At 60.0% G+C, this 22004-nt stretch carries 23 protein-coding genes and 1 tRNA gene; 3 read left to right on the top strand and 21 right to left on the bottom strand.

Translation table 11 applies throughout. The features are described 5' to 3' along the window. Positions 1 to 119: 119 nt before the first annotated feature. The 3 genes from rpmA to ACZ1HH_RS05905 all read right to left on the bottom strand — a co-directional run bounded on the left by rpmA (position 120) and on the right by ACZ1HH_RS05905 (position 2123). The gene (gene rpmA, locus ACZ1HH_RS05915) at positions 120 to 389 is read right to left on the bottom strand and encodes a 50S ribosomal protein L27 (RefSeq protein WP_005611266.1); all 270 of its coding nucleotides are present in this window, start codon (positions 387 to 389) and stop codon (positions 120 to 122) included. Positions 390 to 401: 12 nt separating this feature from the next. Next, positions 402 to 998, bottom strand: a complete 597-nt coding sequence (locus ACZ1HH_RS05910) for a 50S ribosomal protein L21 (protein ID WP_011538540.1) — start codon at positions 996 to 998, stop codon at positions 402 to 404. Positions 999 to 1250: 252 nt separating this feature from the next. Then, positions 1251 to 2123, bottom strand: coding sequence for a DUF2059 domain-containing protein (locus ACZ1HH_RS05905; RefSeq protein ID WP_472636130.1), 873 nt, complete (start codon positions 2121 to 2123; stop codon positions 1251 to 1253). A gap of 120 nt (positions 2124 to 2243) precedes the next feature. On the opposite strand from ACZ1HH_RS05905, the gene ACZ1HH_RS05900 reads away from it, so the two are divergent. Next, positions 2244 to 2333: transfer RNA gene (locus ACZ1HH_RS05900), tRNA-Ser, on the top strand. A gap of 230 nt (positions 2334 to 2563) precedes the next feature. Here ACZ1HH_RS05900 and ACZ1HH_RS05895 read toward each other — a convergent pair. The 15 genes from ACZ1HH_RS05895 to ACZ1HH_RS05825 all read right to left on the bottom strand — a co-directional run bounded on the left by ACZ1HH_RS05895 (position 2564) and on the right by ACZ1HH_RS05825 (position 18083). After that, a complete protein-coding gene (locus ACZ1HH_RS05895; RefSeq protein ID WP_472636129.1) occupies positions 2564 to 3250 on the bottom strand; it encodes an NAD(P)H-dependent oxidoreductase in 687 nt (228 codons plus the stop codon). Positions 3251 to 3611: 361 nt separating this feature from the next. Then, positions 3612 to 3857, bottom strand: a complete 246-nt coding sequence (locus tag ACZ1HH_RS05890) for a hypothetical protein (RefSeq protein ID WP_416368358.1) — start codon at positions 3855 to 3857, stop codon at positions 3612 to 3614. Positions 3858 to 4121: 264 nt separating this feature from the next. Next, positions 4122 to 5132, bottom strand: coding sequence for a helix-turn-helix transcriptional regulator (locus ACZ1HH_RS05885; protein ID WP_472636128.1), 1011 nt, complete (start codon positions 5130 to 5132; stop codon positions 4122 to 4124). Between the two features lie 243 nt (positions 5133 to 5375). Continuing rightward, positions 5376 to 5663: a putative quinol monooxygenase gene (locus tag ACZ1HH_RS05880; RefSeq protein ID WP_472636127.1), complete on the bottom strand. Its 288-nt coding sequence runs from the start codon at positions 5661 to 5663 to the stop codon at positions 5376 to 5378. Positions 5664 to 5675: 12 nt separating this feature from the next. Beyond that, positions 5676 to 7211: an FGGY-family carbohydrate kinase gene (locus tag ACZ1HH_RS05875; RefSeq protein ID WP_472636126.1), complete on the bottom strand. Its 1536-nt coding sequence runs from the start codon at positions 7209 to 7211 to the stop codon at positions 5676 to 5678. After that, on the bottom strand, positions 7204 to 8040 hold the full coding sequence (locus ACZ1HH_RS05870; RefSeq protein WP_472636125.1) for a class I fructose-bisphosphate aldolase: 837 nt from the start codon (positions 8038 to 8040) through the stop codon (positions 7204 to 7206). Before ACZ1HH_RS05870 ends, ACZ1HH_RS05875 begins: the two co-directional genes overlap by 8 nt. Then, positions 8037 to 9752, bottom strand: coding sequence for a glycerol-3-phosphate dehydrogenase/oxidase (locus tag ACZ1HH_RS05865; RefSeq protein ID WP_472636124.1), 1716 nt, complete (start codon positions 9750 to 9752; stop codon positions 8037 to 8039). Before ACZ1HH_RS05865 ends, ACZ1HH_RS05870 begins: the two co-directional genes overlap by 4 nt. A gap of 72 nt (positions 9753 to 9824) precedes the next feature. Then, entirely contained in the window at positions 9825 to 10820 is a 996-nt protein-coding gene (locus ACZ1HH_RS05860; RefSeq protein ID WP_472636123.1) for an aldo/keto reductase, read from the bottom strand. Further along, positions 10810 to 11790, bottom strand: coding sequence for a sugar-binding transcriptional regulator (locus ACZ1HH_RS05855; RefSeq protein ID WP_011538530.1), 981 nt, complete (start codon positions 11788 to 11790; stop codon positions 10810 to 10812). Before ACZ1HH_RS05855 ends, ACZ1HH_RS05860 begins: the two co-directional genes overlap by 11 nt. A 7-nt stretch (positions 11791 to 11797) precedes the next feature. Further along, a complete protein-coding gene (locus ACZ1HH_RS05850; RefSeq protein WP_472636120.1) occupies positions 11798 to 12793 on the bottom strand; it encodes an ABC transporter permease in 996 nt (331 codons plus the stop codon). An 11-nt stretch (positions 12794 to 12804) separates the two neighbouring features. Then, a complete protein-coding gene (locus tag ACZ1HH_RS05845; RefSeq protein WP_472636119.1) occupies positions 12805 to 14340 on the bottom strand; it encodes a sugar ABC transporter ATP-binding protein in 1536 nt (511 codons plus the stop codon). Positions 14341 to 14421: 81 nt separating this feature from the next. Continuing rightward, the gene (locus ACZ1HH_RS05840) at positions 14422 to 15435 is read right to left on the bottom strand and encodes a substrate-binding domain-containing protein (protein WP_416368351.1); all 1014 of its coding nucleotides are present in this window, start codon (positions 15433 to 15435) and stop codon (positions 14422 to 14424) included. 327 nt (positions 15436 to 15762) lie between these two features. After that, entirely contained in the window at positions 15763 to 16821 is a 1059-nt protein-coding gene (locus ACZ1HH_RS05835; protein ID WP_011538526.1) for a methyltetrahydrofolate--corrinoid methyltransferase, read from the bottom strand. 3 nt (positions 16822 to 16824) lie between these two features. After that, the gene (locus ACZ1HH_RS05830; protein ID WP_472636118.1) at positions 16825 to 17757 is read right to left on the bottom strand and encodes a methylenetetrahydrofolate reductase; all 933 of its coding nucleotides are present in this window, start codon (positions 17755 to 17757) and stop codon (positions 16825 to 16827) included. Positions 17758 to 17786: 29 nt separating this feature from the next. Beyond that, positions 17787 to 18083, bottom strand: a complete 297-nt coding sequence (locus tag ACZ1HH_RS05825) for a virulence factor (RefSeq protein WP_011538524.1) — start codon at positions 18081 to 18083, stop codon at positions 17787 to 17789. 266 nt (positions 18084 to 18349) lie between these two features. Between ACZ1HH_RS05825 and ACZ1HH_RS05820 the strand changes: the two genes are divergently transcribed. Then, a complete protein-coding gene (locus ACZ1HH_RS05820; RefSeq protein ID WP_011538523.1) occupies positions 18350 to 19462 on the top strand; it encodes a Ppx/GppA phosphatase family protein in 1113 nt (370 codons plus the stop codon). Positions 19463 to 19546: 84 nt separating this feature from the next. Continuing rightward, positions 19547 to 20263 carry an RlmE family RNA methyltransferase gene (locus ACZ1HH_RS05815; protein WP_011538522.1) on the top strand — a complete coding sequence of 239 codons (717 nt, stop codon included), beginning with the start codon at positions 19547 to 19549 and terminating at the stop codon, positions 20261 to 20263. Positions 20264 to 20294: 31 nt separating this feature from the next. Here the strand turns inward: ACZ1HH_RS05815 and ACZ1HH_RS05810 are convergent, their stop codons facing one another. The 3 genes from ACZ1HH_RS05810 to ACZ1HH_RS05800 all read right to left on the bottom strand — a co-directional run bounded on the left by ACZ1HH_RS05810 (position 20295) and on the right by ACZ1HH_RS05800 (position 21969). Beyond that, positions 20295 to 20504: a hypothetical protein gene (locus ACZ1HH_RS05810; RefSeq protein WP_472636117.1), complete on the bottom strand. Its 210-nt coding sequence runs from the start codon at positions 20502 to 20504 to the stop codon at positions 20295 to 20297. 124 nt (positions 20505 to 20628) lie between these two features. Then, positions 20629 to 21495 (bottom strand): YihY/virulence factor BrkB family protein, encoded by an 867-nt coding sequence (locus ACZ1HH_RS05805; RefSeq protein ID WP_472636116.1) that lies wholly within the window; start codon positions 21493 to 21495, stop codon positions 20629 to 20631. A 30-nt stretch (positions 21496 to 21525) separates the two neighbouring features. After that, the gene (locus tag ACZ1HH_RS05800; protein WP_011538519.1) at positions 21526 to 21969 is read right to left on the bottom strand and encodes a potassium channel family protein; all 444 of its coding nucleotides are present in this window, start codon (positions 21967 to 21969) and stop codon (positions 21526 to 21528) included. Positions 21970 to 22004 lie beyond the last annotated feature (35 nt).

Raw genomic sequence — 22004 nt, 5'->3', positions numbered from 1 at the left:
CAAACAAGTCACCCCTGCACGCACACCCAGCTAGATCCAGCAGGCCCATCCAGAAACGAAAAGAGGGACCGGTCTTTTAACCGATCCCCCTAAAGATTTTATTACCCTTTGGGTCCGGTTTACTCAGCGGCCTCCGCCGCCGGGAGAACCGAAATAAAGGTGCGGCCTTTGAGGCCCTTGTGGAAGGTCACGTTGCCGTTGGCGGTCGCAAAGATGGTGTGATCTTTGCCAATACCAACGCCTTCGCCCGGCCAGAACTTGGTGCCGCGCTGACGCACAATGATGTTGCCCGCGATTGCAGACTGACCACCATAAAGTTTCACGCCAAGACGACGACCTGCGGAGTCGCGACCGTTACGGGACGAACCGCCAGCTTTTTTATGTGCCATTCTTGTCTCTCCTTAGCCTTGAGCCAGCTCTTTGGCCTGCTCAACCCATTCGGGTTTGATCTTGATGGCGTCGATACCAGCAATGTCGTCTTCAGACAAGGCTGCGATCTGAGCGAAGGTGGTGAGGCCAGCGGCCTCCAGCTTCTTGGCGGCGGCAGGGCCAACACCGGTCAGCTGGGTCAGATCGTCGGAGCCTGCGGCTGCAGGTGCAGCAGCTTTGGCTTTCGGCGCCGCTTTGGCAGCAGGAGCCGCCTCGCCTTTGCCGGTTGCCGCTTTCACGCCGGATGCATCCGCACCAGAAGCCAGGATCTCGGTGATCTTGACCAGGGTCAGCTTCTGACGGTGACCGACAGTCCGCTTGGAGGAGTGCTTACGGCGACGCTTGACGAACTTGATGACCTTGTCACCTTTGATCTGTTCGACCACTTCCGCCTGCACGGCAGCGCCGGACACAAACGGAGCACCAACGACGGGGGCATCGCCACCGATCATCAGAACGTCATTGAATTGGACGGTTTCGCCAGCGTCTGCAGCCAGTTTCTCAACGCGGAGCATGTCGCCCGCCTGAACTTTGTACTGCTTGCCGCCAGTCTTGAGGACTGCGAACATTTCAGTCTTTCCTTTTCTCACCGCGTCCTTCGGTCCCCTTGCGGGCGTTTGCGACAGGGCTTGGCCCGTGTCACCTCGAACAGCGCGCCCCTATCGGGACGGTATGACAATAAAACCCCGGCGCGGGGATTCCGGGCCGGGATACGGGCTTTTGGACCTGAACAAAGTCAAAGTCAAGCCTTCGTCTGCACTCGGCAAAGATTTATCCACAGACGGACATGACCCAGCACCTGCTACGGGGCCGTTGGATGCTCAGAGTTCCTGCACGGGCTGCAGATCCGACATCCGATGCGCCAGTTCCTCAAAGCGGTTGGCCTGGATCTCATATTGGATCGCATTCAAGAGCTCATAGACTTCCTGCATCAGCGGATGCTCCAGCGCCTCGACATAGGCCTCGACCTCTTCGATGGTGAAGTCACGATAGATATAAGCCGATTGCGCAAGGCTTGATGCGGCCATCTCGCGTCGCATCTCGCCTTCTTGCGCTTTCATCAAGGCACGCAGCCCATCGGCGTCAATACGCATCTCGATCACCCCGGCAGCCGAGGCGGCCATCAAGAACCGAAACTGGATCTCCTGCACCGCCCGCAACGCGGTCTCGGTGCCGCCGATGGCGACGTTCATGTCCCGGTAGAGCGCAACGCGCGGGTCGCCCTCTTCCACCAGCTTGCTGACGATGCGCTCCCCTGCCTCCAAAGTGCCGCCATCTTCGTTCATGTGAGACGCGTTCTCCACCGTCACCAGCCGTTGCCCAAGATCACTCGCATAGAACTCGGCGGCAAAGAACAGTGCCTCGTCAGAGAGGGTCTGCTCAAGAATGTCGAGCGCAGTATCGCGCATCTTCTGGGTGTCAAATACCTCAGCCGTCAGGCTTTCCCAGGCCAGGCCAAAATCCCCCGCATCCGCCCCGAGGATCTTGGGCGCGTCGCCTGCAGATTGCGCAATACTGTCGAGCGCCACATCAAAACCGGTAATTTCAAGGAAGGCTTTGACCTGATCACGATCGGCGGCCTCGGTTTTTGCGGGCAGCGCAATCACAACAGCAAAGACTGCGGCAAAGAGGCCGTTGAGCAGGACAGTGACAAATGCGGCGGGGCGCAGCGGCGCGGGAAGCGAACGGATCATACAATAAATGTAGAAGCACAATTGCGTTCAGCAAACCAAAATTCGACTTTCTTGAACGAACTGTGAAATCGCCCCTTGCACGCGGAGAAAATCACCTTTAAACGCCCTCACACCCCCCGCGGAGAGGTGCCGGAGTGGTCGAACGGGGCGGTCTCGAAAACCGTTGTGCCTTCACGGGCACCCAGGGTTCGAATCCCTGTCTCTCCGCCACTTATTCCTTAAAAATCAAGTGTGAACTGCTGACCATACCCCGGCGCAATAGGCGCTCGTGCGGGATCTGTCTCGGGCCGGTTCAAACCTACCTGCGCGCGGCACTGTGGAGTGACCGGAACAGCGCATGCTTTCGAGCATGCTGATACGTCTGGACGTCAATGGCTCAGCCTCTCAGGCCGGAAACGCTCCCCTTGATGACGTAGAGTTGATCGGCAGCAATCCGAAATTCAAGCCACTTGGGCCGAACACGCGGATGCTGTGACCACAGACTCAGCGTGGGATCTTGGATGCGCGAAGCGGGCCACAAGATCCTCCAGCACACCTGCGGCAGTGAACCTCGAGAGGGCCTGCGCCTCATGGCCCATACCAGATCGCGCGATGTGCATGTGGTGGATGACCGATGCACCAAGAGGGCGCGTCTCGACATTCAAATGCGGCAGGCTTGCCCCGTCACGGTCGCTCCAACGGCCCTCTTCCCAGGCGCTCAGGAGCACAATCATCTTCCCCATGAGCATGGCATTGCGGGCGTACCGCCGCCCAAAAGGCCCAGAGGCGCGGCGTGATTGGGCCTGCGCCACGTGATCACACCAGTCCGTCAATGCAGCGGGCACACCATCAACGCCCAGAGGCGCGGTGATGACGATGACCTCGGCCGCATCGACCTCTGCATATATCCCTGCAGACAGCGCCTTTCGATGGTTGCACAGGGTGCATTGGTTTTTGGCCGTATCAAAACATATGCGTGGATCATGCCATCCCCCAGAAGCACATGGCAAAGGACACCCTATGTCGCGCGCGATAAGCCGCATATCACTGCGTCGGTTGATCCATTCCTCGATGAACCGATCTCCCAGATGACGAGAGTACGCCCCTTTAACACGGGGGCTGGTATCAAGGCGCAGGATCAGGGTCATGGCGATGGTTCTCCTCAAGGCAGGAAATCAAGAAAAGCGAAGCGGCCAAGGCACGCTTACCCAAAAAGGCAAGTGACGCCGCCTGTGGACAGGACGTCGATCAAGGATAGGCCCGGCTCTGCGGGACAGGCATAGAGCCGGGCCTCAGGTGGTGCGGCCATCGCGGAGGCGCCGACGGCCGCGACCGGTCCGAGCACTGCGGGACTTGACGCACGGCAATGGGGCACCGGGCGCGTCATGCCCATCCGCTCGGGGGGCAATCGCAGTCAGAACTGCGGTTAAGGCTGGGGGGTAGCGCATCGGTCAGCATGGGCCAGAGGGGAGGCTCCGACGCCGCACCATGCGCCATTCAAGCCGCAGATCAGGCCGACTGACGCGCATCCTTCACAGGGGTGATACGGCCAAACTCGCCAATCGGGTCCGCAATGAGGCGGCCCTGCATCGTGAATGGCAGAGCGAGGAGCCCGGTCAAAAGCGCCGCTGCAACTGCGAGCAGGAGCATCTGCGTCATCTCGCCCAGCCGGATCTGTGGCCAGGCGGGCAAGCCAGACCAGCGGCTGCCGCGTGGCTTTTGCGGGATTGGGTGTGTCGGGGATGTTTCGGTCATAGTATGGGCCTCCTGGGATGTCAGAGAGGCCTTGCCGGGTTGTGAACATCACCCGACCTCTCTGGGGTCGATGACCTTACGTTAGGCTCGGTGGGACCTTCGGGTATTGGCAGGACCTGCCAAGCGCATGGCCGGACCTGCCAAGCGTCCGTAAATGCCGTAGCAGCCCCCTGAGTTGAGAGGGTTTCAATTGGGCGCGAGCATCGCGTGCCTGATAGACCGCCGGGGCCAGAGGCCGCGTGCACTATACACGAGCAATCGCGATCAGGGCGATGGAAACTGCTGTCGAAACTGCGCTGGCGCTTGCCCGACCCAGCGCTTGAAGGCACGGCTAAAGGTGCTCTGCTCCGAAAACCCGGTCAAAAAGGCGATCTCCGCGATCGAGCTGCGGCTGTCTTTCAACAGCTCCTGCGCCAGAGACGACTGAGCTTCGGTCAGCACGTCGCGAAACGTAAGCCCCTCGTCCGCAAGGCGCCGGTAGAGCGTGCGCTCGCTCATACCCATCTCGCGGGCCACATCTGCGGCCTGCGGCACCCCGTTACTGAGCGCAGGCGTCAACAGTCGCAAAAGCCCCGCACGCACCGAGGTTTCATCCTGTAGCGTGCCTATCTCGGTCTCTAGGTGCGTGGTCAGAAAGTCCGAAACCGCCGCATCGCCCAACCGGTTTGGCAGATCAAGCATCTCTTTGCGCAGCGCGATGACGTTTTGCTCCGCCTCAAAGCGGACGGGACAGCCAAAATGCGCCTGGTACTGCTCTGGATCGCTGCGGCAGGCATGTCTGAAGGTGACATAGTCCAGAATCAGCTCCCCCTCGACAAACAGACGCATATTCCGTGCCAATCCGGCAAAGGCGCCTTCGTTGCGAAAATCAAGCACAGGGTGATGCCCCGTGCGCGCCTCAAAGATCAAGAGCGCCGGATCTTGGGAGGTCTCCAGTCGATAAATCGCAGTATCCGTGACAACCTGCCAATACCGTTCCAAACGTTCGAGAGATGCCCGCAGGGTTGGCGCGGTTTTCATCGCAAGGCCCAGCACACCAATATCATCCGCCCGGATCAGTTTGGCATAGGCCGCAAGCAGTGCCATCTCGTCCTCTTGCTGGCACCGGATCCAATCCAGAAGATCGAAATAATCGGTCTCAGAGAGTTTGCCATCAGCAGGTTTGGGAAGTCGGCGCACCACAGTACCGCCAGAGATCAGCTCTCCATCGTCGGTCAGCGTCATCCCGCCCGCTTGGGCCATGGCGCGCGCAAAAGCATTGGTCACGGTTGGCATGCGCCAAACTAATCTGAAACATATCTCAAGCGCTAGTTATTCAACGTGATTTTTGCAGGCGCTGCGCGATTATCCTCGCTGTTCGCGCTCACATGCGTCCTCTTTGTCTCAACATTTGCCGACTGTTGAGCGCGCGCGCCGCGACGGAACAAAAGATCCCGTTCAAATTCAACGGTTCACGGGGCTGCGGGCCGCCTGTCTGCGGCCCGCGGTATTGGTCCGGCTCGACCCTGATGTTTGACGCTATGACGGGTTGGCGATGTCAAAGGTCTCGATTGAGACCTCGACCCCGCCAAGCTCCGCCTTGAAGTCCGCCATATGGGCTGTTTGACCATGGGCCTCGAGCGCGGCGGCGCTCTGCCATTTCTCGACAATCACGATCGTACCAGCCTGATCGACATCGAGCATCGGGCGGTAGGACAGGCAGCCGGGCTCTGCCCTGCTGTGCACCGCGAGGGTCTGGACGAACTCCAGCAGCGTATCCCGCCGCTCATAAGCGGTCTTCAGCTCTGCGATTACCAAAACGGCCATTGCGGCCTCCTCTTATGATCCATTCTCATCACATTGGCCGGTCTGCATGGCACCCAATCGTGCCCAAAGCGGCTGCAGAGTCGCGTTGAGCTCCGAGTAGAGCGCGTAGCGCTGGTCGTAATGCCGTCGCATCGAGGGGTTTGGGGTAAACTCGGCCTTGGTGCGCGTCATCCGCGCGACAGCGCTTTCATAGTCCTCGGCCAGCCCCACGGCCACCGCGACGCCGATGGCGGCTCCCAACGCGCCTGTTTCCTTGGCCTCGGAAACACGGATCTTGCGATCAAGGCAATCGGCAAAGATCTGCGGCCAATGCGGGCTGCGCGAGCCGCCCCCCGACAGCACCGCTGTGTCAAAGTCGAGCCCCGCCCCGCGCAGCACCTCGATATGGCGGCGGTGCTCGAATACGACGCCCTCAAAAAGCGCGCGCAGCAGGTGGCCCTCGCCGTGCCAGCCCGCCAGACCAAAATAGCCGCCCCGGAACTGAGCGCCCTGCCCCGATCCGTAGAGAAAGGGCTGGCAGATCGGATCATCCGGCGCGGGCGTTACCTCGGCCACCAAATTGTTGCATTGGCCAAAGGGATCATCGACGTGGGCGCCGCGCTCGACCAGTTCGCGCACATACCATTCGAGGTTGACCGCCGATGTGGCCGAGGAGTCGATGTTCACAAAGCGCCCCGGCGCAAAACCGGACGCCATGAACACCGAAGAGTCCAACACCGGCTCTGGCGAAAAGACCTGATTGACCGACCAGGTTCCGGCGATGATTGATGCCTCCCCCGCGCGACAGACACCAGACCCCAGCGCCGAAGAGATCACGTCAAAGTAGCCGCCAATCACCGGCGTCCCCTCGATGAGACCGGTCTGCGCGGCAGCTGCGGCGGTCACATGACCCGCGATCTCGGCAGGTTCCACAAGCGCGGGCAGCATCGAAAGCGCATCCTGAAGCCCGTAAAGGTGCATCAATTCAGCATCATAACGGCAGGCTGGCATCCGCGTCAGTCCACAGCCGGACATATCGGAGATGTCACTCACCTTTATACCCGTCAGCTGATGGGTGATGAAATCCTTGCAGAGGAACACCGTTCCGATCCGGTCATAGATCTCGGGCTGATGTCGCTTGACCCAGGCGAGCAACACCGGCGTCTGCGACGGCCAGGGTTTCTGCAGGCAGATCTTGTGCAGGTCGGAGCCATGGGTCTCGGAGAGGTCTTCCGCTAGCTCTGCGGCGCGGGTATCAAGCGACTGAATGCCAATCAAAGGCGCGCCAGATTTATCCAGCGCATAGAGTCCGTTGCCATGCCCCGCGCACCCAACGCCAGCGATCTGGCGGGCGGAGATGCCAGCCTCTTCGATGCAGCCCCGGATCACCTGACCCGCGTTCTGCCACAATTCGCCCAGGTCGCGCTCCACATGGCCCGGTGCTGGGGTCGCGGTCTGCCCATCGAGCGCCTGCATCGCCACTTGCCGCCCGTCTTGATCGAACAACACGGCCTTGATGACCGTATTGCCCGCATCCAGACCCAAGAGATATGTCTGTTCCTCACCCACGGTTATAAATGTCCCATGCTTCTTCACCATCCGCGCCAGAGTGGATCATGGCCATCAAGGCATTAACCACGGCTTTTGGGTTCTCATGCTGATAGATGTTGCGGCCGTAGACCATGCCTTTTGCACCCTGACGCATCAAAGCGGCGGATTTGTTCAACACGGCGCGCAGATCGTCCTTGCCGCCGCCCCGCACGAGAACCGGCACGCGCGCCGCCTCGACCACGCGATAAAACTCTTCCGGGTCGTCGGTGGGATCGGCCTTGATGATGTCGGCCCCCATTTCGCTGGCAAGACGGGTCAGCGTCACGATCTTTTCCGCATCCCCGTCCACCTGATAGCCGCCGCGCACATCATTGGGCAGCATCACCAGAGGCTCGATCATCAGCGGCATGCCGTATTTTTCACAGGACGCCCGCACCCGAGAGATATTTTCGACGCATTGGCGAAAGAGTTCCGGCTCATCGGGCAGCATGAAGAGGTTCACCACCACCGCCGCCGCATCCATCTCAAGGGCGCCGATGATGGGCTCTTCGGCGTTTTGCAGCATTGACCACATCACGCGGTGGCGCTGATCGTTATAGGGGTTGCCCATATCAATGCGCATCACCAACGCTGGTTTGTTTTTTTCCGGGCGGCTCTGCAAGAGGTCCGCCTGACCATAGGCGCATTGGATGGCATCGGGGCGGGCGTCGATCAGCGTGTTCATCACTGCTGGCATGTCTTCAAGACCAACCATGAAGCTCGGTTCGTTGCAGACCCCATGGTCGATGGCCACGTCCAGACAACCTCCGTTGCTAAACATCCGGTTCATGCGGGCTTTCATGCTCATGCGCATTGGGCATTCCTTTCGGTATTTCGACGTTCAAGAGTTGCGGCGGTTACGCCGTGATAGGTGCTCAGCTCTGCGATCAGATCCTGTTTCTGAGCCGTGATGAGATCAGGCGGGAGGCCCGTTTCCTGCGCCATCAGCGCCGCCAGCGCCTCGATGATCTGCATCGAGAGCACGCCAGAGATCGCCAGATCCGTGCGCCGAAGGGCCAGATCCGACAGGGTTTCGACAAACTCGCTTCGGATAAGGTGCAGGATCTCGCCCTCGGAATAGAGCGTCCCTGCGGCCAGCGGGCGGTCCTCGCGACCACAGGCGATTGCGACCTTGGGGGCATGGCTGCCGTAGCGCTGCAAGAGATGACCGGCGCGGGCGTGGCTGAGGTTTTGTACCTTGCAAAGCTCCTGCAGGATCTGGGCTTCTCGCCCTTCAAACTTCGCCCCGCCCCCAATCGCCAGATCCAGCGTATCAACGCGCCGACCGTGCCGAAGCTCCCCGAGCGCTGCATCTGCCGTCTGCTGCGCAAAAGCGCGAAAGGTGGTCCATTTGCCACCGATCATACAGAGCTGGGGCACCCTGCCCTCCAGTTTGCGAATGTCGTGGCCGCGCGAAATCCGCCCGGTAAAATCCTGGTCGCTCTGCGGCAAGGGCCGGATGCCGGAATAGCTGAACACGATCTGGCTAGCGTCAATGTTCAACCCCGGAAACACTTTCGCGAGCGCACCGAGGATATAGTCGGTCTCCTCCGGCTCGCAGCGCACGCGTCCGGTGCGCTCCACCCGTATATCGGTCGAGCCCGCCAGCACCCGGTCGTGAAACGGAAACACGATACAGACCCGCCCGTCATCGTTTTCAAAGAAAACCATATTGCCCTTGAGCGCGGCAAAAAGCTCCGGGTGATCCAAAATCAGATGCGAGCCCTTGGTGCCCTCCACCATCCGCGGCGCCGTCCCGCCAAGCTGCGCCACGGTTTCATCCAGCCAGGCTCCCGTGGCGTTGACAATGAGCCGGGGCCGTATCTCTGCGGTCTGACCGCTGCGCTGGCAGGTCACACTGAACCCGCCGGTCTCCGCTGCGATCTCGCAATAATTGAGCGCGACACAGCCCGGCGCCACCCGTGCCACATCCTGAAGCATTTCGATACAGAGACGCTCTGGAAACCCGATCCAGGCATCATGGTAGGTCGCGGTGCCCCGCGCCTCCTCCAACAGTTCGGGCCAGTCGCGCCGGGTGGCGCGGCGCCCCTGAAAGCTGTGCCTTGGCATCAGGCGGCGCTTGCGGCTTACCCAGTCATACAGGCTCAGTCCCAGCTTGATCGGCACCGCACCGCGCGGCGCTGGTTTGCGGCTCAGCCCCAAAAAGGACGCCGCCGCGTTGAACAGACCGGAAAACAGCGAGGTCACGGGGATAACCGTCGGTAGCGGATGCACAAAATGCGGCGCGTTCACCAACAGCGCATCGCGCTCCTGCAGGCTCTCGCGCACCAGGTCGAACTCGCCATTCTCCAGATATCGCAGGCCGCCATGGATCATCCGCGACGGCGCCGCACTGCAGCCGCTGGCAAAATCGCCGCGCTCCACCAGAAGAACGCGCAATCCCTGCAACGCCAACTCCCGGTAGGTGCCGATCCCATTGACGCCACCGCCCACGACCACGACGTCAAAGGCCCCGTCACCAGACAGGCTTTGCCAGTTTTTCACTCGTTGATCGGGCATATCTTCTCCGTGCGCTGACGAGGTCGTCGCAGCGTTTTGTGCATGTCATGTGGTGGCGTCAGGGCCTGTGGGTCAGCCGTCGAGGTCGCTGAGATGCGTGCTGGTGGCACCGCTTATCTGGGCAATGTCATCCGCGCTGAGACGCAGCAGACCCGCCTTGGCGTTTTCAACTGCTTGTGTCGCATCGCGCGCCCCGCAGAGCGAGAACGTGATCCCCGGCTGCTGCAGCGTCCAGGCGATCACCACCTGGGCCTTGGTGGCACCGTGTACTTCGGAAATGGGCGCGATGGCCTCCATCAAGCGGGCCACTTTTTCGCGATTGGCAATTGAAAACCGTGGGTTGTCCTTGCGCTGATCGTCGCCTTCAAACACCCGGTCGGGGCCGATCTTGCCGGTCAGAAGCCCCAGCGCGAGCGAGGAATAGCTGAGGATGGACACGCCGTTTTCATGACAGAGCGGCGCCATCTCGGCCTCAACCGCGCGGTTCACCATCGAATATTCTTCTTGAACCGCATCAAGCTGTCCCGCCTCGAGATAGGCACGCACGTCCAAAGGCGTGGAATTGCTGGCACCAATCGAGCGGATTTTGCCCTGTGTTTTCAGCTGCTCCAGCGCCTCCATCGTTTCGGCAATCGGCGTCGTGGGATCCTGCCAATGGGTGATGTAGTGATCGATGTAATCGGTGCCGAGACGCGTGAGGCTTTGTTCGACCTCATAGATGATCGCATCCTTGCCCAGATAGCGATGCACCGGCGCGCCGTCGTAATCAAAGAAGTGATTGCCCTTTTGCGTGTGCCAAACGAGCCCGCATTTCGTGGCCAGCACCACCTTGTCGCGACGGTCCTTGATGGCCTTGCCGACGATCTCCTCGGCGACGCCCTGACCATAGGCGGGCGCGGTGTCGATGAGGCTCACTCCGGCCTCGATCGAAGCCTGAATAGCGGCGATCGAGCGCGCCTCATCCGTGCCACCCCACATCCAGCCGCCAATGGCCCAGGTGCCAAGCCCGATGGCCGAAGCCTCGATCCCGGAGCGGCCGATCTCACGTTTCAGCATTTCATGCGACATATTCAGTTCCTTCATATTTCTGCAGCACTTCTGCGGCCGTGTCTTCGTCAACGATGAGCGAGCTCAGAAACCCGCCTTCAAGCGCCGCCTCGATGGGGCGCACCTTGCTGGCGCCCGCCGCGATCCCGATCACGCGCTCGCATTGGCCGAGTTCCTGTGGCGACAGGGCCACGAGGCGCGAGTTCAGCGCGAAATTGGCCACCGCACCATTGTCGCGGATCAGATGGCCCATGAACTCACCTACGACACCGGTGCCCACAAGCATCTTGCGATCGGCTTCCGGCACCGGGTGGAGGTCGTAATAGCTCGACTCTGCAGGCTGTACCGAGCCGATCCCCACAAGCGCCACATTGGCGCGACGGGCCAGATCGAGCACTTCCTTGATGGAGGAAATATCCATCAGCATGTCGCGCTGGGCCTTGCTTTCGGCAAAGAGCGGCGCATGCAGCAGCATGGTCTTGCCCCCCAGACGTTCAGCCAACCGGGTGGCGAGGTGGTTAACATCGGTGAAATATTTGCCCTGCACCCCCCCTGTGAGCGGCACAACGGTCACGTCCCATTGCCGCTCCACATCTAGCCCGTCGACCAGGGCGCTCACCGCCTTGCCACCGGTAATCGCAATGACATCGCCATCGCGCAGCGTCTCGGTCAGGTGGCTTGCCGCAGCGCGGCCAACCTGTTGCAGCGTCGCTTTTTCGCTGCCCTCCACCGTCGGCGTCACAACGGCGCTGCCGAGATTGGCAAAGCGGGTGACGGCCTCCTCAATGTCCATCAGCCGCTGAAACGGGCTCTCGATCTCGATCTTCAGCATGCCCAGCTTGCGCCCCTGAGAGATCAGCCGGTTCACCTTGGATGTAGAGAGGTTCAGTTCGGTCGCGATCTCCGACTGTTTCTTGCCCTCGATAAAGTGAAGGACCAAAACAGTGTGGATCTGGCGGACGGTCTCGAACCCTTGTCTGTGCTCAACCATATCCCCCTCAGCCCCGCTTCTTGTTGAGGAAGTGGTCGATTGTCACCGCCGCCAGAAGGATCGAGCCGCGAATGATGTCCTGCCAGTAGACCGACACATCCAAGAGCGCGAGCGAGGACGACACCACCGACAACAGCACCGTGCCAAGGATCGCACCAAAGATGGATCCCGCGCCGCCGTTGAGGCTCGCACCGCCGATCACCGCAGCGGCGATGACGTTCAGTTCCATCCCGAGTCCAAAGGTCGGCTGCGCAGACCCGAAGCGCGCCATGTAGATGATCCCGGCGAACCCACAAAGCGCAGAGCAGAGCGTCGTGGTCAAAAACACCACCTTCTTGGTGCGGATGCCGGAATAGGCGGCGGCCTTCTCGTTGGAGCCGGTGTAGAACACCTTGCGGAACATGGTGGTGCGGCGCAGCATGAAATCCGCGGCGATCACCACCACAACAAAGAGGATGATCACAACCGGAATGGGACCAATGGTGCCCTGCCCGATGAATTTGAACTCTGGCGGCAGCGTATAGAGCCCGATGGGCCGCCCGCCCGTCGCCAAAAGACAGATCCCGCGTGCAATCACCATGACGGCAAGCGACACGATAAAATGGTGCAGCCCGATCCGCGTGGTAAAGAACCCCATGAACGACCCGATGGCGGTACAGGCAAAAATCGCAATTGCTGCGGCCACCCAGGGGTCAATCCCCTGCAGGAACAGCCAGCCCGCGATCACCCCCGACAGAGCCGTGACCGACCCCACCGAAAGGTCGATGCCGCCAGAAATCAGCAAGACCGTCATGCCCACAACCACGATGCCTTCGACGGCAAAGGCCATGGTCATGGCGCGAATATTGACCCATGTCAGAAAATAGGGCGAGGCAAAGGACATGCCGATGAAAAGCGCCAGGATAATCAGAATGAGGCCCGTTTCGCGCATCCGCAAGAGCCGCCCCAAAAGCGATTTTCCCCTCGATGTTTCGGCCAGTGCGATGTTCACAGATTGCTCCATTGTCTCCCCCTTCATTGCGCCGCAACCGACGCTGCACCCGTGCCTTGCTGAGTGCCCGAGGCAAGGTGCATGATGTTTTCTTCTGTCATGTCCGGGCCAGTTACTTCACCGCTCAGACACCCTTCGTGGATCACCAGCACGCGATCACACAGACCGATCAGTTCTGGCAGCTCGGATGAAATAACCACAATGCCGACGCCCTCCTCGGCCAAATCCCGCAGGATGCGGTAGATTTCGGCCTTTGCGCCAACGTCAACGCCACGCGTCGGCTCATCCAGAAAGATCAGTCGCGGGTTGACCGAGAGCATCTTGGCCAGCGCCACCTTTTGTTGATTGCCGCCCGAAAGCGACGAAACCGGATCCTGCAGCGTGCCGCATTTGAGGTTGAGCTTGCGCCCAAGTCGGTCCGCCTGCTCTGTTTCCTTGCCGGTCTGGATCAACCCGAGGGCACTGGCGACCTGTTCGACCTTCAGCGCCGAAACATTGCTGGCGATGGACATATCCAGAAACACGCCGTCGCCTTTGCGATCCTCGGAGAGATACACAATCCCCGCATCAATACTGTCCTGATAATCGCGCAGCGCCAGCGGCTCTCCATTGAGCCAGAGCTTGCCAGTCACCTGACCTTCAAGCGCGCAGATCCCTTTGGCGATCTCGCTGCGCCCTGCACCGATCAACCCGGCAAAGCCAAGGATCTCGCCCTTGCGCAGCGAAAAGGACACATCGTGAAACCGCTCGGCCTCACAGAGGTTTTCAACCCGGAGAACCTCGGTCGTGCTGCAGGCCTCGGGACGTTGTTTTTCGGGATAGAGATCGCCAATTTCGCGCCCCACCATGGCCCGGACCACATCCGCAGGCGTGATTTTGGCGACATCCTGTGTCGTCACATAGCGGCCATCGCGAAACACCGAGACCCGGTCGCAATTGTCAAAGATCTCGACCATACGATGCGAGATATAAATCAACGAAATCCCCTGATCCGCCAGCCGCCGCATGATCTTGAACAGCACCTGCGCCTCCGCCTCGGTCAGCGCGGCCGTAGGCTCATCCAGGATCAACACCCGGCAGTCCAGCGTCAGCGCCTTGGCGATCTCCACAAGCTGCTGGTTCGAAATCGAGAGGTCCCGGACAAGCACCGAGGGATCAATGCTCGACAACTGCGCAAAAACCTCGCGCGCTTTGGCTTCGATCCCTTTGTAATCCATCAGAAAAGACCGGCTTGAATTGGTCGCAGCCATAAAGATGTTCTCAGCAACCGAGACATCCGGACAGAGTGCGATCTCCTGATGCACAAAGCCGATCCCCATCTTTTGCGCCGCTGCCGGAGACGGAATTTCGACAGGGGTGCCATCGAGCCGGATTTCACCGCTGTCGGGCTGCAGAATACCGTCGATGATGTTCATCAACGTGGACTTCCCGGCGCCGTTCTCTCCGGCGATTGCGTGGATCTCGCCACGGCGGAGTTCGAAATCCACGCCCTTTAGCGCCTTGACCGGCCCAAAGGACTTCGTGAGGTTCGAAATTTGCAGGATCACGTCGCCTGTCATATCGCTCGCCCGTCTCTTCTGGAAAATTGATCTGTGGGCTGCCCGGCCCCTCACCGGGCAGCCACATCCGCGATGTCCGGATCAGCTGGGATCGCGACCGGCCATATAGGCGTTGAGATCAAAGCTGTCGGCGTTCTCTTGCGTGATCACGGCAAAGCCATTGTCAACAAACGGGATCTGCACCGGGTTGTAGCCAGAGACCTTGTAGTCGTTGAACGGATCAAACACCTCGGATTTTGCTGCGAGGAAGACCCCCATGAACCCCATAAAGCCCTGCATGCCCTGGTTCGGGTTCAAAGCCGCATGGATGTTGCCCGCCTTGATGTGCTCAAGCGTGGTCGGGGTGATATCGGCATGCATCACCATCACATCGGACTGCGCCTCGAGCTTGGCCGCGACGGCGCCCTCTGCCGATCCTGCCTCTGGGATCCACAGGGCCTTCAGGTCCGGATTGGCCTGAATGATCGACGCGGTGGCGCGATAGGCCGCGTTGCTGTCCTGGTTGGTGGCCTGACGCCCCACCAGCTTGGCCTCCGGATAATGCTCTTCCATATAAGACAGGAATGCTGTCACACGCAGGTCGTGGTTGGACTGACCGGGGTTCTCGAGCACAGCAAATTCAAAGCTCTCGCCCAGTTCTTTGACAAATTCCTCGGCGGCAAACTTGGCCTCCGCCATATTGTCGGAGGTGATATAGCCAGAGCGCTTGGAATTGGGCGAGTCCGCGGCAAAGGTCACGATCTCGGTGCCGTTGTCGATGGCGCGGTTGATGGGCTCGATAAAGGGGTCAGACTGCATCGGATGCAACAGAATGCCTGCGGGTGCCTTCACCATATCCTGCTCAAAGGACGCAATCTGCTTGGTGATGTCATAATCAGGCGTGCCTGAGAACACGGTCTCGCAACCAAAAGCCTCTGCAGCCTGCTTGAAGCCCTGATAGACTGGCACCCAATAGGGATGGCTCGAGACCATCACATTCATGATATAGGTTTCACCCGGCTCGCATTTGAGCGTTCCCGCCTCCGCCAGAGCGGCTCCGGAAACCGTGGTCATGGACGCTGCGGCGCAGACGGCCACCTGTTTGAAATTGACCATAAGTTTTCCTCCCTTGTGGTCTTTCACCTTGCCGCACGGCGTCTCCTCCCGCCGGACTGCAATAAATTTCGCTTGATGCAATGTTTTGCACAACTCTGATTTAGAGAGGAAAAATCCCTTGGATCAATCATCGCGAAAAAAATCCTGCAAACTGAAATTTATTGCAGGAATGCGGTGTGCCGGAGTTATGGCTTGCGGCAGATTTTGCGGCGCATTCACACGCAAGCTCTGAGGGCGCATGATGCGTTTGCCCAAGCGGACCAAACGAAAAAAGCCGAGCGCTGCGCCCGGCTTTTTAAATATTGTCAGGTAATTATAAGGCGTATCTCACGCGCGACGACGGCGACCGCCACCGCGACGCCCGCGGCCTTCGCCCTCGGCCTCAGAGGACGGCGCCTTGTTGAACTTGATCCAATCGCCGCCATGCGGGTCGTTGTTGGTCAGCAGGTTCGCAGCGCGGATCGCTTCCATCTCCTTGCCGGCACGCGGCTTTGTGGAGCCAAGGCCAAACATCGTCACGAAAGTCTCGTCGTCCATGCCCTCGGGCAGGATGATTCCCGCGGCAGCGACTTGCTCTTTCTTTTCGGCAATTGCCTTCTGCGTCACCGGCAGGGCCACCGGGTTCATGATCGCAGAGGTCATGCCCGCCCCCATTGCCATCGGCAGGAAAGCGTTGTTGATGCCGTGACGGTTCGGCAGACCGAAGGAGACGTTGGAGGCACCGCAAGTGGTGTTCACGCCAAGCTCTTCACGCAGGCGACGCACCAGAGCAAAGACCTGCTGACCTGCGGTGGCCATCGCACCGATGGGCATCACCAGAGGGTCCACCACGATGTCATGCGCCGGGATGCCAAAATCGGCCGCGCGTTCCACGATCTTCTTGGCCACTGCAAAGCGCACATCGGGGTCTTCGGAGATCCCGGTGTCGTCGTTGGAGATCGCCACAACCGGAACATTGTACTTCTTGACCAGCGGCAGAACCAGCTCCAGGCGGTCTTCTTCACCGGTGACGGAGTTCAGCAGCGGGCGACCTTCGGCTGCGGCAAGACCTGCTTCCAGCGCGCCGGGCACAGAAGAGTCGATGCAGAGCGGGATATCGACAAGGCCCTGCACCAGCTCGACGATCTTGGTCATCAAGGGCGGCTCGGTCTCATTCGGGTTCGGGTTGGAATTGTAGACAACACCTGCGTTGATATCGAGGATGTTGGCCCCGGCCATCACCTGCGCCAATGCGTCCTTTTCCACGGTCGAGAAATCGCCCGCTTCAAGCTCCGCCGCCAGTTTCTTGCGGCCGGTGGGGTTGATGCGCTCGCCGATCACGCAGAAGGGTTCATCAAAGCCCAGAACAGCAGTTTTTGTTTTTGATTCTACGACAGTACGGGTCATGGTTTATCCTTGCTGTTTGGCGGGGCGAGTGGACTCGCCGCCATTGTTGATGGCCCAGGTGGCGTTGGTTTTGATGCCGCCGAGCGGGAAGAAGTGAACATTGGTGATGTTGAAATCGGGGTTTGCCGCCTTGTAGGCCGCAAGCTCAGCCACAACCTCGGTGGGCTCATAGGGCAGCATCAGCTTGGTGACATCCATGGCGCGTTTCTGAAGCACCTTGAGCGACGGTCCCACACCGCAGGCAATGGCGAATTTAATGAGCGTCTGCAGCTTGGCAGGCCCCGCGATCCCGATATGGATCGGCAGGTCAACGCCCGCGTCTTTCAGGCCGTTGGCCCAAGCGATGATCGGCTTTGCCTCAAATGCAAACTGGGTTGCCAGCGCCATTTTCGCGTCGGTCCGCTCGGAGAATTTCTGTTTCCACTGAAGCGCTTCGGAGACGTTTTTCATGGAGCCGTCAGGATCAATATCCTTGTTGCCCTCGGGGTGGCCCGCCACATGCAGGTTGGTGAACCCTGCCTTGTCGAAGAGGCCGGTCTCCAAAAGCTGCATGGAGCTGTCAAAGGCACCATGAGGCTGCGCCACGCCACCGGCCAGCAGCAGGGCCTGTTTGACATCCGCCTCACCCTGATAGCGCGCAATCCAATCGGCAAGCGTTGCCTCATCCTTGATGATGCGGGCCGGGAAATGCGGCATCACCGGGTAGCCTTCGTCATTCAGGCGTTTGGCTGTGGCGACCATATCCTCGATCGGGGTGCCCTCAATGTGGGCAATATAGACGCGGGTGCCAGCGGGCAGAAGCTCGCGGAAGTCCTCGACCTTTTGCGCGGTGCGCGGCATCACCTCGATGGAATAGCCCTGCAGAAAGGCCTCCACGTCCGGGTTCACGGTGATCTCTGTGTCAGCCGCACGTTTTTTGAAGTTCAGCAAAGCCATGGCGGCCTCCCATAATGCGTTGAGGGCTGTCATGCCCAGCCATCGTTTGCGATCAAGGCCTTGAGGCGGTCCTGATCGTATTCCTGCTCCAGACGCGTGGCCTCTGCTTCGGCAATATCACCAGGCTCACCCTCCACGCTGAACGGGGCGGCTTTGCGCCATTCCGCGAGATAGGCGTCGCTATCCTTGGCGTTCACCTTCATTGCGGCGCGATCAATCGCCTGCTCAAAGCGCTCTTCGAGCTGGCGTTTCGCACCCCGTCGCCCCTTGCCCACAATGACCTGGGCCGGGATGTCGCGCCAATAAACGATGGTGACGTCTGGCATTGCCGTTCCTTTCAGATCCGTCTGTCGTACTGCGTTTCTAGTCCGCCGCCAAAGGTCGGGTGCGTCGGATTTCGACAACAAAGATGGGAGGAGCGACGTTTGCGACCTTTGCACGCATTTGTGTCCGTTGCTGGCAACACCGCTCTGGGCGAGGGTGAGTCTGGTTTTTGAATCGGCTTTCCTGGCTGCGCGCCGATACAGTCCCTTGCGGAGAGCCCCCTGCGGACGTACTGTAAATTCAACACGATAATCGGAGGGCGTGATTCATGGCGCCCAGGCGTTCCAAAGGTACAGGAGCGTTTCCCAGAGCGGTTGAGACCCCTGTACCGGCCCGGCCAGATCCGGATGCGCTCTATGCAGCGCTGGATCTTGGCACCAACAGTTGCAGGATGCTGATTGCCCAACCCAAGGGCAGCGGCTTCCATGTGGTGGACAGTTTTTCAAAGTCGGTGCAGCTCGGCTCCGGCCTCGAAAAGACTGGGCGTTTGTCGCGCTCCTCCATGGCGCGCACCATTCAGGCGCTGCGCATCTGTCAGCAGAAAATCAATCGCAATCGCGTAAAACGCATGCGGCTTGTTGCGACCGAAGCCTGTCGGCGCGCAAAGAACGGGCGCGACTTCATGCGCCAGATCAAGCGCGAGACCGGCCTCTCCATGGACATCATCCAGCCCGAGGAAGAAGCGCGTCTTGCTGTGATTTCCTGCGCGCCGCTTGTATCGACGAAAACCGAACAGCTCTTGGTGGTCGACATCGGGGGCGGCTCGACCGAACTGGTCTGGATCGACATTTCCTCTGTACCGCGCCGCGACCGCCCGTCGGCGATCATGCGGCTGCATGCCGGATTTCACACCGTCGAGAGCCCCTTTCCTGCCGCCAAAGTGGTGGATTGGATTTCGGTGCCGCTGGGCGTTGCAACCCTGCGGGATCAATTCAACGACGTGGAGGACGATGCCGCCCGCTTTGCCCTGATGAGCTGGTTCTTTGAGGAACATCTGGCCGATTTTGCCCCCTACAAGGACGAACAGGCCCGCGAGGGTTTTCAGATCGTCGGCACCTCCGGCACCGTGACCACCGTGGCGGCCTCGCACCTGGGGCTCAAACGCTATGACCGCACCAAGGTCGATGGGCTGCGGATGACCTCCGATCAGATCGACAAGGTGATCCGCGGCTACCTCGAACTCGGCCCGCAAGGCCGCCGTCGCGATCCTCGTATCGGCGAAGATCGACAAGCGCTTATTATGTCCGGTGCCGCGATCCTGCAGGCGCTGTTGCGCTGCTGGCCCACCGATCGCTTGTCGGTGGCAGACCGGGGCCTGCGTGAGGGGCTTTTGTACGCGCAGATGAGCGCCGATGGCGTGTTGGAGGACGGCCCTTTCTGAGGCCCCTTTCTGCGCCGGCAAAACTCGGTTATAGCCCCAAAGCCGCGCCTTTGAGGTGGCGCACGACGTGTAAGAGGAATGACCATGGCGAAGAAACCAACAGGAAAGAACACCTCTGGCCGGGGCCAGCGGGATCTGACCGTCAAGGTCAAGACCGCGCGTGGGCGCCGACTGAGCTCGACCCGCTGGCTGCAGCGGCAGCTCAATGATCCATATGTCAAACGGGCGCAGGCCGAGGGCTATCGCGGACGCGCGGCGTTCAAGATCATGGAACTCGACGACAAATACCGCTTTCTTGTGCCCGGGGCCCGGGTTGTTGATCTGGGCTGTGCGCCGGGCGGTTGGGCACAGGTGGCGGTGCCGCGCATCAATGCGCTGGGCGAGAAATCCGGCAAAGCCATTGGACGTTTCATCGGCATTGACCTGCAAGAGGTCGAACCACTTGCAGGCGCCGAGTTCCATCAGCTCGACTTTATGGACGAAGGCGCGGACGATCAGGTCAAGGAATGGCTTGGCGGTCAGGCGGATGTGGTGATGTCGGACATGGCGGCCTCCAGTTCGGGGCACAAGCAGACGGACCACCTGCGGATTATGTCCCTCTGCGAGACAGCGGCCTATTTTGCCTTTGATGTACTCGAGGAAGGCGGCACCTTTGTCGCCAAGGTTCTGGCCGGTGGTGCTGAGGGCGAACTGCAAAAGCTGCTGAAGCAGAAATTCAAATCCGTCGCCAATGTAAAGCCGCCATCCTCACGGGCTGACAGTTCGGAGAAATTCGTCGTGGCGACAGGCTTTAGAGGCTGATCTTCACCCACCAGATATCAAAAGCGGTGTTCTAGCCTCTGCCGCGCATCGCTTTGGGGAGCAGCGACTTTACCGCGAGATCTCTGAGCGACAGGAGCGGATCACTGTTGCTCGCGCCCGGCATGCCGGGCTTTTCAGTCGCGCGGCGCGCCAGTCCGGCGCGCGCATTGGTCTGCGGTGCGACCGAGCGGGTCAGTTCCAGGAGCTTAGCACGGCCCGAAGGCAAAGCAGTCTGTGACATAAAAAGGTTCCCCCGAAACGCGACCCGTAAATCCACCTCCTCCTAGCTACTGCGTAGGCCTGGTCAAGCTCTGGGCTGAAATACGGCGAAAAACGTGCGCTTCAGGACAATTTAAGACGACAGATCAGGCATCGCGCGCTTGTCGGTCGGTTTGCAGGACCCCGTTGATCTCGGCACCAAGGATCAGGATCGCTGCATTGAGGTACAGGAAGATCAGCGCCGCCATCGCCCCCGCAAGCCCCGCATAGGTGGCAGAATAGCTTGCAAAACTCGAGACATAGAACGCAAAACCGGCACCAGACGCCCACCACAAGAGGAGCGTCACGAGCGCCCCTGGCAGCACATGACGCAGGGTTTCACGCTTTGGCAGAAGAACAAGGTGATAGAGGAACACCGCCGCCACCGGGATCACGGCCACAACAAGCCCGTTGGCGCCCTGCTCCCAGCCTCGCAGAAAATCGAGATCCGGAAAGAAACGCCCCACAAAGCGCGCCCCCAGCGGCAAGAACAGTTCAAACACTGCTGTCAGCAGCAGCCCTGCTCCGCCCAGGATCACCAGCCCCAAGGAGATCAGGCGGTGCTTCCAGAAGGGACGTGTTTCTTCCTGACCGTAGGCTCTGAGCATCGCGATACGGATCGCATCCACACCATTGGAGGCAAAATAGAGCGCCAGCACCCCGCCAAGGGTCATGAGGCCAGTGCCAGAGGTCTCGAGCACGGCATAGACCTCGCGGGTGATCGGCTCAGCAACCGACTGCGGCCAGCTGCCAAACACCAGATTGACCACGTCATCCACAACGATGCGATGGGAAAACAGGCTGGCGATGGCGCCGCTCAGCGCCACCGTGAAGAGCACAAAAGGAAAGAGTGCCATCATCATCGACATGGCGATATGGCTGCTCAGCACCCATGCATTCTTGCGGCTGAAGCGCCCGAGCGCGCGGCGCGCAATCACGAGAGCCTGTATCACGGCTTGGCCAATCGCCATCATCCTCTCCTCTGAGAAGGCAAATCTGCGGGTTTACTCATCGCGAAAAGGCCCATGTGCCAGCCCGGACCGCATCACGGCCACCAGAAATGCCGTGCTTATCCCAAACGCGAGCATGCCCGTCATGGCCGCAAAAGACGCAAAAATCCTGTGTCCGGCGTCCAAAACGATGTCACCATAGCCCAGCGTTGTGTAGGTGGCGACCGAGAAATAGACCGCCTCGTTCCAGGTTTCAAAGGTCTGCGCCTTGAGCAACAGCGCGGCGGACCAGATCCAGATCTGCGCCGTATGCGCTCCGACCACGAACCCGATCGAGATCAACAAGACCCCTGTCTGATGCGCCATGCTCGAGAGACGTTGAAAGCGGATGCGATGGCGTCGCAGCGCATCCGCACACCACAAAAGCATGATGGTCTCAAGGATCAGGCATACAAACAGAAACAGCCCCCCCCAGAAAATTTGCTGGATCAATGTCATCGAAGTAGCGGGTCCTTCGCTCGGTCAATAGGGCG

The organism is Epibacterium sp. HA2-3, from assembly GCF_055693725.2.
Note: the sequence above shows the minus strand (reverse complement) of the source record. Positions and strands in the feature narration are given on the sequence as shown.

Coding starts and splice junctions, on each gene's coding strand:
- ACZ1HH_RS05810 (WP_472636117.1), bottom strand. CDS start 20,504: ATGTCACAGACTGCTTTGCCTTCGGGCCGTGCTAAGCTCCTGGAACTG.
- ACZ1HH_RS05835 (WP_011538526.1), bottom strand. CDS start 16,821: ATGACCCGTACTGTCGTAGAATCAAAAACAAAAACTGCTGTTCTGGGC.
- ACZ1HH_RS05870 (WP_472636125.1), bottom strand. CDS start 8,040: ATGAGCATGAAAGCCCGCATGAACCGGATGTTTAGCAACGGAGGTTGT.
- ACZ1HH_RS05905 (WP_472636130.1), bottom strand. CDS start 2,123: ATGATCCGTTCGCTTCCCGCGCCGCTGCGCCCCGCCGCATTTGTCACT.
- ACZ1HH_RS05850 (WP_472636120.1), bottom strand. CDS start 12,793: ATGGAGCAATCTGTGAACATCGCACTGGCCGAAACATCGAGGGGAAAA.
- ACZ1HH_RS05860 (WP_472636123.1), bottom strand. CDS start 10,820: ATGTCGCATGAAATGCTGAAACGTGAGATCGGCCGCTCCGGGATCGAG.
- ACZ1HH_RS05880 (WP_472636127.1), bottom strand. CDS start 5,663: ATGGCCGTTTTGGTAATCGCAGAGCTGAAGACCGCTTATGAGCGGCGG.
- ACZ1HH_RS05820 (WP_011538523.1), top strand. CDS start 18,350: ATGGCGCCCAGGCGTTCCAAAGGTACAGGAGCGTTTCCCAGAGCGGTT.
- ACZ1HH_RS05815 (WP_011538522.1), top strand. CDS start 19,547: ATGGCGAAGAAACCAACAGGAAAGAACACCTCTGGCCGGGGCCAGCGG.
- ACZ1HH_RS05885 (WP_472636128.1), bottom strand. CDS start 5,132: ATGCCAACCGTGACCAATGCTTTTGCGCGCGCCATGGCCCAAGCGGGC.
- ACZ1HH_RS05805 (WP_472636116.1), bottom strand. CDS start 21,495: ATGATGGCGATTGGCCAAGCCGTGATACAGGCTCTCGTGATTGCGCGC.
- ACZ1HH_RS05855 (WP_011538530.1), bottom strand. CDS start 11,790: ATGGTTGAGCACAGACAAGGGTTCGAGACCGTCCGCCAGATCCACACT.
- ACZ1HH_RS05800 (WP_011538519.1), bottom strand. CDS start 21,969: ATGACATTGATCCAGCAAATTTTCTGGGGGGGGCTGTTTCTGTTTGTA.
- ACZ1HH_RS05865 (WP_472636124.1), bottom strand. CDS start 9,752: ATGCCCGATCAACGAGTGAAAAACTGGCAAAGCCTGTCTGGTGACGGG.
- ACZ1HH_RS05825 (WP_011538524.1), bottom strand. CDS start 18,083: ATGCCAGACGTCACCATCGTTTATTGGCGCGACATCCCGGCCCAGGTC.
- ACZ1HH_RS05890 (WP_416368358.1), bottom strand. CDS start 3,857: ATGACCGAAACATCCCCGACACACCCAATCCCGCAAAAGCCACGCGGC.
- ACZ1HH_RS05840 (WP_416368351.1), bottom strand. CDS start 15,435: ATGGTCAATTTCAAACAGGTGGCCGTCTGCGCCGCAGCGTCCATGACC.
- ACZ1HH_RS05910 (WP_011538540.1), bottom strand. CDS start 998: ATGTTCGCAGTCCTCAAGACTGGCGGCAAGCAGTACAAAGTTCAGGCG.
- ACZ1HH_RS05830 (WP_472636118.1), bottom strand. CDS start 17,757: ATGGCTTTGCTGAACTTCAAAAAACGTGCGGCTGACACAGAGATCACC.
- ACZ1HH_RS05895 (WP_472636129.1), bottom strand. CDS start 3,250: ATGACCCTGATCCTGCGCCTTGATACCAGCCCCCGTGTTAAAGGGGCG.
- rpmA (WP_005611266.1), bottom strand. CDS start 389: ATGGCACATAAAAAAGCTGGCGGTTCGTCCCGTAACGGTCGCGACTCC.
- ACZ1HH_RS05845 (WP_472636119.1), bottom strand. CDS start 14,340: ATGACAGGCGACGTGATCCTGCAAATTTCGAACCTCACGAAGTCCTTT.